The sequence below is a fragment of the Rhodovulum sulfidophilum DSM 1374 genome, from assembly GCF_001633165.1.
Taxonomy (GTDB): Bacteria; Pseudomonadota; Alphaproteobacteria; order Rhodobacterales; family Rhodobacteraceae; genus Rhodovulum; species Rhodovulum sulfidophilum.
This window is the reverse complement of record NZ_CP015418.1, coordinates 2,995,009-3,007,311: the sequence shown is the minus strand read 5'-3', so window position 1 is coordinate 3,007,311 and position 12,303 is coordinate 2,995,009. Positions and strand designations below refer to the sequence as shown.

Genomic DNA, 12,303 nt, shown 5'->3' with positions numbered 1-12,303 from the left:
CTGGCCGCCCCGGGCCAGGGAAAGGGGGGATGCTCTCTGTCTTTCTGTGCAGTATCCGTTGCGAAAGTTTCCAAATCGCAAAGGGTGGCGCCGCAATCCATTTTTATACAAACTCATCCCGATGGGTTTCAGTTTTCTGCTGAAACCCATCGGGATTTTACGTAGCGTTAACTCGTAACCCAAATCATACGGGTAGTGTTACGCCAAGCAGGCCGATCGACGACAGGTCGCCATTGCACCGGCTCGTGATCAAGGTTTCCTGACATGACGAATATGCCAACGGACAGTCTCCCTGTGCTTCGTCGCCCTGCCGAGCGGACCTTCGGTGTCCTGATGCTGGACGACAATGAAATCGACCGCATGCGGCTGAAACAGCTCTGTCTGCGGGCGGGGCTCAGTTTCCGGGTACGTGAAGCCGCGGATCTGGACGATTTTCGTCGCGCGCTGGACGAAGCCCCTTATGACATGGTTTTTCTCGACTACGACCTGAAGATGGATACCGGGCTGGACGCGCTCGAGTTGCTCAAGGCCCATCCCGCTCAGGCCGAGGCGATCGCCATCATGATCACCAGCACCGATGCGCCGGCAACTGTGGTCGAGGCGATGCGCAGCGGTTGTTCCGACTTCCTGGTCAAGGACGAGCTCAGCATCTCGATGATCCGCCGCGCCGTGACCGCCGCGATCGAGCGCGAGATCTACCGGGCCGCGATCCTTCGCGAACATGAGGCCCGGGTCAGCGTCGAACGCATGCTCGAGAGGTTTTCCGCGGTCTGCGCGGCCGATATCCGCGGCATGCTGTCGGGAATGCTGCGCAAGATCCGTGGCGTCACGCAATCGGTCGAGGGCCATGCCCAGATCAGCCAGGAGGTCGCCGAGGCCGAGCGGGCCTGCATGGAGCTGTTCGAATATCTGGAGAACATGAACGGCATTCTCGCCCTTGAGGTGGATCCCGGGCGCGAGCGGTTGTCGCGATAGGATGGATGCGTGGCGATCGGAGGGATCATAGCCAGACGTCGCCTCGGGCTCAGCGCGAAGCTCGCGCTTCTGGCGCTTGTCGTCGTGCTGACGGCCACGCTCGTCTTTTCCGCTGTCACCCTCTTCGGGTCGCAATGGTATCGTCAGGCGGCTTTGTCGCGCATGGAGTTTGCCGGTGCCTTTTTCAGCGAGCGGGTGCTGCGCGAGCTGGAACTGATGGCCTCCGATGCCGGCAATCTCTCGGTGCTGCCGGAGATCGGCGCTGTGGCCGATGGCACGACCCGAGGCGCAAACGGGACCGGATCTGACGACGAGGGCCAGGTTTACTGGCGAAAGCGGCTTGAGGCGGTGTTCGAATCCGTGCTTCTGACCCGGCCGCATTACACCCAGGTCCGTTATATCGGGCGCGAGAACAACTGGCGCGAGATCGTGCGCGTTCACCGTGTGGGGGATCGGATCGAGGTCGTCGCACCCGGCGGGATGCAGTCGAAGGGCAACGAGCCTTATCTGGCCGACCGCAAGGCGCTGAATGCGGGTCTTCCCTTCTTCTCGCGCATCACTCCGAACCACGAACATGGTCGCGAGGTCGGTCCGCCCACGATCCGTTTTGTCGTGCCGGTCCTGGGGACTGCGGGCACTGTCGGCGGTGCGCTGGTGATCAACGCCGATTTCGAGTGGTTGCTGCGCGCCGCCAATCTGCATCCGTCCGACGGTTTCTCGGTGACGGTCATGACCTCCTCGAACGATTACATGATCTTCGATCCGGTGACCGGTCCCGGTCGGCTGCGCTTTCACGACACGCCCGAATGGAACCCGGCCGAGCTGCCCGATCTTGCGGGTATCGGGGGCGGCGACATGGCTGATACGACCGAAATCGGCTGGCGCCGTGCTTTCAATGTGACCAGCCTGCCATCGGGGTCGCCCAGTCGCGGCGATCGGCTGAGCTTGCGGACGGATATCTTCGTGGTGACCGAATTGCCGACACGGTTGCTGTTCGCGCCGCTCCGTCAGCAACTCTTCTGCGGTCTTGCGGCTGCCATCGTCCTGTCGGTGGGGGCCGCGTCGGTCGCCTGGATCATCGGCAAGCAACTGACCGCTCCGCTGCACCGGCTGGCCCAGGGGCTGCGCAAATGCGATTTGGGCGAGGATATGAGCGACCTCATCCCGACCACCAATGACGAGGTCGGCGAACTCGCGCGGGCGCTGGTCAGCCTCAACGACCGGCTCTATCAAAAATCGACGAAGCTCAACGCGATCTTTTCCGAGGCGGCAGATGGTCTGATCACGATCTCGGAAGCAGGCGTGATCGAGGAGGTGAACGCCGCTACGGCGCGCATTTTCGGTTACGACGCCGCCGACATGGTCGGTCGCAATGTGTCGATCCTGATGAGCGAGGAAGACGCAGAACGACATAACGACATGCTGCGGCGGCGGATTGGGCGCAGGGAGCAGAAGCGACTGATTGCGGGGCGCGAGGTGGCGGGCGTTCGCAAGGACGGGACGCAGATCATCGTCGAAATCTCGGTGGCCAGCGCCCGTCAGACCGGAGGGTCGCGTTATATCGGCGTCATTCGCGATGTGACCAGTCGACATGAGCAACAGGCACGCAGTGAGGCGTTGGTCAAGGCGCTCGAGCGATCGAATGCCGATCTGGATGCTTTTGCCTATTTCGCGTCGCACGACCTCAAGGCGCCGCTACGGGTTATCGATAACGCTTCGGCCTGGCTCGAGGAGGATCTTGCCCCCTATCTCAACGAAGATACGCGCGACAGCATGGATCTTCTGCGCAGTCGTGTCGCTCGGATGGAGCGCTTGCTCGACGATCTGTTGAACCATTCGCGGATCGGTCGGATCGAAGAAAAGGCGCAGATCGTCGAAGGTCGGGACCTTTTCGACGAATTGCGTGGGTTGTTGCAAATTCCCGATGGCTTCTCCTTCGAGGCCACGCCGGAATTCATGGATCTGCGAATTCCGAACATGCCGATCAAGACTGTTCTGCTCAACCTGCTCGGAAATTCTCTCAAGCATCATGATCGGGAAACCGGCTTCGTCCGTCTGTCGGGCTACGAGACAGACACCGCGTATCACCTTTCGGTAACCGATGACGGGCCCGGGATACCGCCCAAATATCATGCAAAAGTTTTTGAGATGTTCCAGACCCTGCGTCCGCGTGACGAGGTCGAGGCCAGCGGTATGGGGCTGGCAATGGTGCTCAAACATATCCAGCTCGCCGGCGGCGAAGTCCGGATCGACAGCGACGGCTCACGCGGCACAACCATAAATCTGGTTTGGCCCAAGGCGGCTCGAGCCGACAAGGCGACGGGGCGCGCCGCATGAACCAAAGACCGAACCTGTCGACCGCTCGTGCACCTCTCAACCTGTTGATGGTCGAGGACGACGATGGCGATGTGAAGGCGGTGCGTCGGGCGCTTTATCGTGCGGGTATCGAAGCCACCATGATTCGCGCCGTTGATGGCGTCGAGGCCCTGTCTATCATGCGGGGTCGCGCGCGTCCGCATCCCTCGATCCCCTACATCGTTCTGGCCGATATCCAGATGCCGCGCATGAACGGTCTGGAATTCCTGAATGAGCTGCGCAAGGATTGTAGTCTAAAGCAAGTAATTGTTTTTGTGCTCACAACCTCGAACAATGACCAAGATAAACGTAAGGCCTATGAGGCCGGGATTTCAGGATACATCCTTAAACAGAACGCCGGTCAAGATTATCGCCCTCTAATTGAGACTCTCGATCGTTTTTGGAATATAGTAAGCTTTCCCGACGTTCGTCCCAGTGAGGAATGACAGATGCGCGATCTGGATGTCATGATCATCGATGATGATGCCGGAGACCGGAAGCTCATTCGCAGATTTCTGGAGCGATCGGGGATGTGCAGAACGATATGCGAGGCAGAGCTCGTGCATTCCGCTCTCGACCATGTCGCCGAAACCTTCGATGCAGTGTTTCTCGACTATGTGATGCCAGGGGAAAACGGTCTGGACGGGCTGGAGACGCTTCGGCAGAAATGGCCGACGGCGGCCTTTATCCTGATGACCGGTCAGGGAGATGAACAGATTGCTAAGTCATCAATTCTGGCGGGGGCCGCGGATTATACGCCAAAATCGAGGATCAATCAGACCGGCCTGGAACGCATGCTGGTGCGTGCGGTCGAGGTCGTTCGGCTTGCCCAACGTGTCGAAGAGCAGCGTCAGGAGCTTCTGACCTTCTCGAATGTTCTTGTTCATGATTTCCGGGCCCCGATACGCAGCATCCGCTTTATATGCGAACAGTTGGATGAAGAACTCGGTGGTGCGCAATCTTCGGAATTGCGCAAGTTGATGGAGTTGATGAAGAAAACCGCGACGCAGATGTCGCAACTTGTCGAGGCGCTCGCCAGTCACATAAGAACAGATGCAGATCCGGTTTTCGAATGCATCTCCGTCTCCGACCTTGTCGAGAACGCGCTTTCCTTTCTGGATCATGACATTCGTGAAAGCGGGGCCTGTATCGATCTGGATCTGCCGGATATCGATGTCTTCTGCAGTCCTGCGATGATGGCGCAATTGATTCAGAATTTGGTGCAGAATGCAATAAAATATTCCGGGGGCGGGCTGCCGAACGTTCGTATCGTGGCGCGTCGGCTGGATAACGGGGACGTGCTTTTCGAAATTGCCGATCGCGGTGTCGGGGTGCCAGAGGAATACCGACAGCGTATTTTCGAGCCATTCCAGCGCCTGGCCCAGGCCTCCAACATGCCGGGTACGGGGCTTGGCCTTGCGACCTGTCAGAAGATCGTCAAGCGGCATGGCGGACGGATCTGGTGCGATGCAAACCCGTATGGCGGCACGCTGATGCGCTTTCGGATGCCGACTGGCCGCAAGCCTTTCGACAGTGTTACTTTGAAAGTTTGGAAAACGCGGAGTGACGGTGCCGCCGTGATCCGCTGAAGGTACCAGCGCGAACTCGGGTCAGGCCGTCAAGCCGCGCGATTTCAACACCTCGGCGACGGTGAGCGCGGTGAACTCGGTCTTGGTCCATATTGCTACGACATTGGCTGCCTTTGCCTTGGCGGGCATGAAGGGGGAGGGCCAGTCGCTGACCATGACCACCGGGATCTTCATCCAGTTGCGATGCGCCGCCAATTCCAGGGCAAAATTCGCGCCCTTTCCGTCAGGAAGGGAGTTGTCGAGGAAGATGATGGAAATGGGCATCTCGGAAAGACAGTTTCGGGCCTCGGCCAGGGTGCTGACGAAACGGACCTGAAGGGGCTGAGCATATGCAGCGAGCTTGCGCTCCATGATCATGCGGTCGAACGCCGTGTCTTCGACGACGAGACAAGTCGGTGCGCTCTGTGCCATTCGCTCGACCTTTTGTTTCGATGCCGGAGCATCTGGTTTTTCATGCAAGCCGCCGGAAAGCGTCATTCGCTCTTATCGCGCAATGGCCCGACACAGAATATATAGCACGATCCAGCGGTTGATCGGAGCTGCAATTAGACAAAATGGTATTGATTAAATGCTGCCTCTTCCGAGCGTGGTGGGCGCCCTGGCGGCAGCTCGCGGCCGGCCAGTCAGGCGTTGACCAGCTTGTCGAGATGGGAGATTTCGTTTTCGCCAATGGGTTTGCGCAGGAAGCTTCGCACCATCGGAAAACGTTCGGCCTGCCGCATATCGGCGGCGCATTCCGAACTCGTGAGGATCACGACCACCGAGTTTCTGAGGTGACCGGGCAAGTCCTCGTAGATCCGTTCGAGGAATTCGAAACCGTTCATCCGCGGCATGTTGATATCGAGAATGACGACGTCGATTTTCGGACAGGACGGGTCGCGCAGATAGTCAATGGCCTCCTCTGCCATTCCGAATTCCAGCATCGTTTCCACGAGGCCGGTCTTGCGAATGAGGCGCTTGACCATCTTGCGTTCGAACCGACAATCGTCGACCATCATCAATGTGTTTATCACCCTGCTTCTCCTTGAGAAAAACCGTGAAACGGCTTCCGGCCCCCGGGGTTGATTGCACCATGATACGTCCTCCGTGATTGAGCGCAACTCTTTGGCAAATGGCAAGTCCCAGGCCGCTGCCGGGGTACAAATCCGTGTCATTGAGATGTGTGAACAGATGAAAAATGCGGTCGTGGAATTTCGGCTCGATACCTATGCCCCGATCCGATACCGCAAAAGCGACCATGCCCTGCGGTGCCGCGACCGTTTCGATGTCGATTTCCGGCGTCGTGCCGGGCAGGCGAAACTTGATCGCATTGCTGATCAGATTCTGGATCAGCTGGTGAAGCTGGCGGGGATTGCCCGTCAGACGCGGCAGGTCGCCGACATGCAGACGGGCGCCGCTGGCGACGATGTCGGCGGCAAGATCCTTCATCACGTCGCCGACGACCCCGGACAGCTCGATGGTATCGGATGTCTGCTCGCCGCCGACGCCGACGGCGCGGGTATAGTCGAGGACGTCGCGGATCATTCGTGCCATCCGGGCCAGGATCTCGTGCATGTCCTCGATCAGCGCCAGATCCTCGTCGGGAAGCCGGTCCGTGCTGGCTTCGGTCAGCGCATCGGCGATCAGCATCAGGGTGTTGATCGGCGATTTCAGGTCATGCGAGGTCGCATAGGCGAAGTCGCGCAGCTCGGCATTGGTCCGCTGCACGATCGCGATCTGGGCGCGGAGTTCGGCGTTGAGATCCTCGATCTCGGCCAGATGCCGGCGTTCGCGGGTGACATTCAGCACCATGACCAGGATCGTATTGCCCGGCAGCGCGAAGCTCGACCAGCGGAAGATCTCGCCGTCGGCGGTCTGGAACTCGTGGGAATGGCCGTCGCGCCGACTGGGCCCGGACAGATCGGCGGCCAGTGCGGCGGGCGAGTTCGTGCCCCAATGTCTGGCATCGGCCTTGATCAGCGCCCGCACCGCCTGCCGGTAATCGGCGCCCTCGCGGATCAGGTCGGGGCCCGACGGGCTGATGGCCTTGGCGGCGGAATTGACGAATTCGATCCTTCCATTGGACGCGACCATCAAGAGCCCCAGCGGGATCCGCTCGACCATGTCCGCGGTGAAGCGCAGCCGTTCCTGTCGGATCCGGTGGTGCTGGACCGGGATGTAGCCGATTGCCAGGACCATCAGCAGCCCGAAGCCGCCAAGCGTGAGCAGGATGCGACGGTCGGTCCAGAACGGCGCGGTGCCGAGCCAGGTCGCGCGCAGGTCCTGATAGCGTTGCGAGGCCAGATAGCCGGGGATGACGAGGTTCAGCGCCTCGCGCACGGTGGGCAGGCCGGGGCGCAGGGCAGGAGCGAGGAAGATGCGCTGTCGCGGGAAAGGGGCCTCGGCGATGTCGTCGCCGCGTTTCATCTCGCCTGCGATCCGCGAAAGCATGCCGCGCTCGGCGACGATCGCGTCGATCCTGTCCTCGAAAAGGGCGGTCAGCAGGTCGCGATAATCGTCGAAATGGCGGATGTCGCTGGCATTGCGTTTGGCCACGGTGTTCGCGACGCCCGCCCGCCAGGTGCCGACACGCAGTCCCGACAGCCCGTCGAACTTGTCCTGGCGCCCGCTTCGCACGAATACACCCAGATCGATGGCCTGGATCGGCAGGGCGAAATCCATCCGCAATTCGCGTTCTGGGGTGATCCCGATCAGCGGCAGGATGTCGATCGGGCTTTGCGGTCCGCGGGCCCAGTCCTCGGGCGAAACCGTCTGAAATCTGAGCTCGATTCCGAGTATCTCGCCCAGATCGCGCATCACCTCGACCGAGAAGCCGGTTATCGTGCCATCGTCCCTTGCCTCGCTGAAGGGCGGCAGGTTCACGACGCCCACGGTCAGGATGTCGGGCTGTGGCGGCGCCGCCTCGAGCAGCCATCGCCGGCGCAGATCTTCGAGGGTTCCGCTGGCCCGAAGCGTGGCGATGGCCCGGTTCAGAGGCTCCAGCAACTCGGCCCGGCTGTTATGGATGGCGATGACCCGGTTGAATTCCAGGATCGGCGGCCCGACTGCGGCGATCCTGTGATCCAGGCGCACGCTGCGGACCATGCCCATCACCCAGTCCTCGGCCATCAATGCGGCGTCGATCTCGCCCGAGAGCAGCTTCAGCAGCATCGTTGCGGGCTCGTCGAAAAGCACCGTCCGGTTGTTTTCGAGCAGGCCGGAGGTGTCGGACCCGGCATATTGGCGTATCGTTCCGATGCGCTTGCCGACGGGGGTGACGTAATCGGGCCGGTTCGCATTTTCGGTCAGGACGAAAAGATGCACATGCGCGCGTGCGATCGGCTCGGTGAAGACATGGTTGGCCTCAAGCGAGGGCAGCCGGGCGGTGGCGAACATCAGCTGGCTTTCGCCCCTGATCTGGGCGGCGATCAGGCTTTGCATGTCGTCATAGCGGCGGGGCTCGATCCGCAGCCCGGTCAGGTTTCGGATTTCGGCGATCAGCCGGGGCGTGAAGCCCACGAGCTCGCCCGTCGGCGTCATTTTCCAGAACGGCGGATTGTCGAGCCAGCCCGTGACGATCGCGGGAGGGGACGAGCCAGAGAGCTGGGCCCGGGCCTGGGAGGGGTGGCCCAGCATCAGGACAAGGGCGGCCAGCAGCCAGACCAGGCCCGCTCGGACCAGCCTGCGAAGACGATATCCATTCTCGGAAACGATCCCGGTACTGCGCAATTCGCTCTCCGACCGCTGGCGCGAGACTATGGTTCTGGGTAGGGAGTTTCCCCTAGGTTAGCATGGTTCGGCTTTGGACAGAGTCGGATTCAGTCGCCTATGGACTTTGGTCGGATCGGATCGCGGCCGATCCGCGTCCTGTCGCCCTGTGGCGGTGCCGATGTCGTCAAATCGACAGTTTCTGTCCGCTTCGTGACCGAACCGGCGCAGCAGCCACCGGTTTTTCCGGGCGGGACACATGGCATGCCCTTTGCTTGCATTACGATATGAAGTCGAGTTACATAGCGAACTGCAGCGCGGCGATGCATCCTGACCGGCAGACCGAGGCCTGCGGTCGGGCAGCCAAGGCAAGGTTCGCTCAATCGAGGATCGGACCCGGATGCTGCTTCTTGACGATACCGCCCTGGCTTGCCTCTTGAAACGCGACGGCGCCGTCGCCGCCGCGGCCTTTTCCGCGTCCGGGCGACGGGCCCGCATGGTGTCGGTTGCGCTGCGGGCGCGCGGCTCCGGCATTGTCTGCGGCACCGAGGAGGCCGCCCGGATGTTCGCGCTGCTGGGCTGCGCCGCCGATACCGCCATCGCAAGCGGGACCAGGGCAGAGCCCGGCGCGTTGCTGATCGCCGCGCGCGGACCGGCCGAGGCGCTGGTCGGGGGGGCGCAGGCGGTGCAGACGCTGCTGGAATGGGCCTCGGGCGTTGCCGATTGCGCCGCGCGCATCCTGCGGGCCACGCGCGCGGCCGATCCGGCGGTGGCGGTGGCCTGTCCGCGCAAGGCGATCCCCGGGGCCCGGCCGCTGGCCCTGAAGGCGGTTGCGGCGGGCGGGGCGGCGATCTATCCGGCGCTGGGGTCCGAGGCGGCGCTTGTGCTGTCGGATTGCCGGGCGCTTGGCGGCCGGGCGGCGCCGGGCGAGCGGATCGCGGGGCTGCGGCAGGCGGCGCCGGACGGCCGGGTGACGGTCGAGGTGCGCGACGGCGACGAGGCGCTCGCGGCGGCCCGGCTCGGCGCCGATCGGCTGCTGCTGGCCCGGATGGCCCCCGATGCGGTCGCGGCCACCATGCGCGCGCTGGGGCCGGACTGGCCGGGCGAGGCGCTGGCCGCCGGGCCGATCACCGAAGGCGCCGCCCCGGCCTATGCGCAAAGCGGGGTCCATGCGCTGGTGAGCTCGGCGCCCTATCACGCGCTTCCGGCCGAAATCGACGTGGTCTTCGAGCCGGGCTGAGCGCTCAGGCGGGTTCGGAGATCTCGATCAGGTTCAGGTCGGGGTCGCGCAGGTAGATCGAGCGGATCGGGCCTGTCGCCCCGCTGCGCGCGACCGGCCCCTCGATGGGGCGGATGCCGCGCGCGGCAAGCGCCGCGATCACCGCGTCGAGCGGCCGGTCGGCCAGAAAGCACAGGTCGAGCGCGCCCGGCACCGGCAGATGCGCCCTGGGCTCGAATTCATGGCCCTTGACGTGGAGGTTGATCTTCTGGCTGCCGAAGCACAGCGCCTTGCGACCCGCGCCGAAGGTCTCGAGCCGAAGGCCCAGAACGCCGACATAGAAGGCCAGGCAGGCCTCTTCGTCGGTGGTGGTCAGAACCAGGTGATCAAGCGCGGAAATCATTGCGCGGCCACTCTGCCATGAAGCTCAGGGCCAATGAAAGGTTGATTTTTTCGGCTGCAGGGCGCACTCGTCACCCCGAAGATTTGCCAGCCGGAAAGTCACGACATGCCCGCATACCGTTCCCGTACCAGCACCCATGGCCGCAACATGGCCGGCGCCCGCGGCCTCTGGCGCGCGACCGGCGTCAAGGACGGCGATTTCGGAAAGCCGATCATCGCCATCGTCAATTCCTTCACCCAGTTCGTGCCGGGCCATGTGCATCTGAAAGACCTGGGCCAGATGGTCGCCCGCGAGGTCGAGGCGGCGGGGGGGATCGCCAAGGAATTCGACACCATCGCCGTCGATGACGGCATCGCGATGGGCCATGACGGGATGCTCTATTCGCTGCCCTCGCGCGAACTGATCGCGGATTCGGTCGAATACATGGTCAACGCGCATTGCGCCGATGCGATGATCTGCATCTCGAATTGCGACAAGATCACCCCCGGCATGCTGATGGCCGCGATGCGGCTGAACATCCCCGCGGTCTTCGTCTCGGGCGGGCCGATGGAGGCGGGCAAGGTCACGCTGGGCGACGGCCGCACCGTGTCCATGGACCTGATCGACGCCATGGTGGCCGCGGCCGATGACAAGGTCTCGGATGACGACCTGGCCCGGATCGAGGCCGCCGCCTGTCCGACCTGCGGCTCCTGCTCGGGCATGTTCACGGCCAACTCGATGAACTGCCTGACCGAGGCGCTGGGCCTGTCGCTGCCGGGCAACGGCTCGACGCTGGCCACCCACAGCGCCCGCAAGGAGCTGTTCCTCGAGGCAGGCCGCCGCGCGGTCGAGCTGTGCCGCCGCTGGTACGAACAGGACGATGCCAGCGTGCTGCCGCGCTCGATCGCGACCAAGGAGGCGTTCCGGAACGCGATGGCGCTGGACATCGCCATGGGCGGGTCCACCAATACCGTCCTGCACATCCTCGCCGCCGCCCAGGAAGGCGATGTCGATTTCACCATGGACGATATCGACGCACTGTCGCGCAAGGTGCCGTGCCTGTGCAAGGTCGCGCCCAACACCGCCAATGTGCATGTCGAGGATGTCCACCGCGCGGGCGGCATCATGTCGATCCTGGGCGAGCTGGACCGGGGCGGGCTGATCCATCGCGACTGTTCCACCGTCCATGCCCCGACCCTGGGGGCGGCCATCGACAAATGGGATATCGGCCGGTCCAATTCCGACGAGGCGCGCAACCTGTTCCTGGCCGCGCCGGGCGGCGTTCCGACCCAGGAGGCGTTCAGCCAGTCCTCGAGCTGGCCCTCGCTCGATACCGACCGCAAGGCCGGGGTGATCCGTTCGGTCGAGGCGCCGTTCTCGAAGGATGGCGGGCTGGCGGTGCTCAAGGGCAATATCGCGCTCGACGGCTGCATCGTGAAGACGGCGGGCGTGGACGACTCGATCCTGGTCTTCTCGGGCCCGGCGCGGGTCTATGAAAGCCAGGACGCGGCCGTCTCGGGCATCCTGACCGGCAAGGTGCAGGCGGGCGAGGTGGTCGTGATCCGCTATGAGGGGCCGAAGGGCGGGCCGGGGATGCAGGAGATGCTCTACCCGACCTCCTATCTGAAATCGAAGGGCCTCGGCAAAGCCTGCGCGCTGATCACCGACGGGCGGTTCTCGGGCGGCACCTCGGGTCTGTCGATCGGGCATGCCTCGCCCGAGGCGGCCTCGGGCGGCGCCATCGGTTTGGTGCAGGATGGCGATCTGATCGAGATCGACATCCCGAACCGTTCGATCAACCTCGCGGTCTCCGAGGAGGAGCTGGCCGCCCGCCGCGCCGCGCAGGATGCGAAGGGCTGGAAACCGGCCGCGCCGCGCAAGCGCAATGTCTCGCAGGCGCTGAAGGCCTATGCCCATTTCGCGGCCTCGGCCGACAAGGGCGCGGTGCGGATCGTTCCCGAATAGGGGCGGATAAAGGTCAGGCCCGATGAAACGGCGGGGCGGGGCGCGACGCCGCGTCCCGTTTTCCTTGGCCGTCGCGGGGCCTTAGGTTCTGGCCGACCCCATGCCTTTCCGGGCCTCCATGACCTTTCAGG

10 protein-coding genes are annotated in these 12,303 nt (G+C 63.1%); 6 read left to right on the top strand and 4 right to left on the bottom strand.

From position 1 onward, the window contains the following. Window positions 1–264: 264 nt before the first annotated feature. From A6W98_RS14080 to A6W98_RS14065, 4 genes are read left to right on the top strand one after another with little or no spacing between them, the layout of a single operon-like run. Window positions 265–975 carry a response regulator gene (locus A6W98_RS14080; protein ID WP_081251937.1) on the top strand — a complete coding sequence of 237 codons (711 nt, stop codon included), beginning with the start codon at window positions 265–267 and terminating at the stop codon, window positions 973–975. A 9-nt stretch (window positions 976–984) separates the two neighbouring features. Continuing rightward, a complete protein-coding gene (locus tag A6W98_RS14075; RefSeq protein WP_052678059.1) occupies window positions 985–3,312 on the top strand; it encodes a HAMP domain-containing histidine kinase in 2,328 nt (775 codons plus the stop codon). Next, complete coding sequence (locus A6W98_RS14070; protein ID WP_042462448.1) at window positions 3,309–3,776, top strand: response regulator; 468 nt, start codon at window positions 3,309–3,311, stop codon at window positions 3,774–3,776. The genes A6W98_RS14075 and A6W98_RS14070 overlap by 4 nt, the downstream gene beginning before the upstream one ends. A 3-nt stretch (window positions 3,777–3,779) precedes the next feature. Further along, window positions 3,780–4,919, top strand: a complete 1,140-nt coding sequence (locus tag A6W98_RS14065; protein WP_052678057.1) for a sensor histidine kinase — start codon at window positions 3,780–3,782, stop codon at window positions 4,917–4,919. Window positions 4,920–4,940: 21 nt separating this feature from the next. On the opposite strand, the gene A6W98_RS14060 is transcribed toward A6W98_RS14065, so the two are convergent. The 3 genes from A6W98_RS14060 to A6W98_RS14050 form a co-directional block, all read right to left on the bottom strand. Then, window positions 4,941–5,396, bottom strand: coding sequence for a response regulator (locus A6W98_RS14060; RefSeq protein ID WP_231098281.1), 456 nt, complete (start codon window positions 5,394–5,396; stop codon window positions 4,941–4,943). A gap of 146 nt (window positions 5,397–5,542) precedes the next feature. Then, window positions 5,543–5,884, bottom strand: coding sequence for a response regulator (locus tag A6W98_RS14055; protein WP_168161832.1), 342 nt, complete (start codon window positions 5,882–5,884; stop codon window positions 5,543–5,545). Continuing rightward, window positions 5,808–8,627 carry a transporter substrate-binding domain-containing protein gene (locus tag A6W98_RS14050; RefSeq protein WP_042462443.1) on the bottom strand — a complete coding sequence of 940 codons (2,820 nt, stop codon included), beginning with the start codon at window positions 8,625–8,627 and terminating at the stop codon, window positions 5,808–5,810. Before A6W98_RS14050 ends, A6W98_RS14055 begins: the two co-directional genes overlap by 77 nt. Before the next feature lie 379 nt (window positions 8,628–9,006). Here A6W98_RS14050 and A6W98_RS14045 point away from each other — a divergent pair, with 379 nt between their 5' ends. Then, window positions 9,007–9,846: a beta/alpha barrel domain-containing protein gene (locus A6W98_RS14045; protein ID WP_042462441.1), complete on the top strand. Its 840-nt coding sequence runs from the start codon at window positions 9,007–9,009 to the stop codon at window positions 9,844–9,846. Window positions 9,847–9,850: 4 nt separating this feature from the next. On the opposite strand, the gene A6W98_RS14040 is transcribed toward A6W98_RS14045, so the two are convergent. Beyond that, window positions 9,851–10,228 (bottom strand): VOC family protein, encoded by a 378-nt coding sequence (locus tag A6W98_RS14040; protein ID WP_042462440.1) that lies wholly within the window; start codon window positions 10,226–10,228, stop codon window positions 9,851–9,853. Window positions 10,229–10,333: 105 nt separating this feature from the next. Here A6W98_RS14040 and ilvD point away from each other — a divergent pair, with 105 nt between their 5' ends. Continuing rightward, the gene (ilvD, locus tag A6W98_RS14035; protein ID WP_042462438.1) at window positions 10,334–12,172 is read left to right on the top strand and encodes a dihydroxy-acid dehydratase; all 1,839 of its coding nucleotides are present in this window, start codon (window positions 10,334–10,336) and stop codon (window positions 12,170–12,172) included. The last annotated feature ends 131 nt before the right edge of the window (window positions 12,173–12,303 follow it).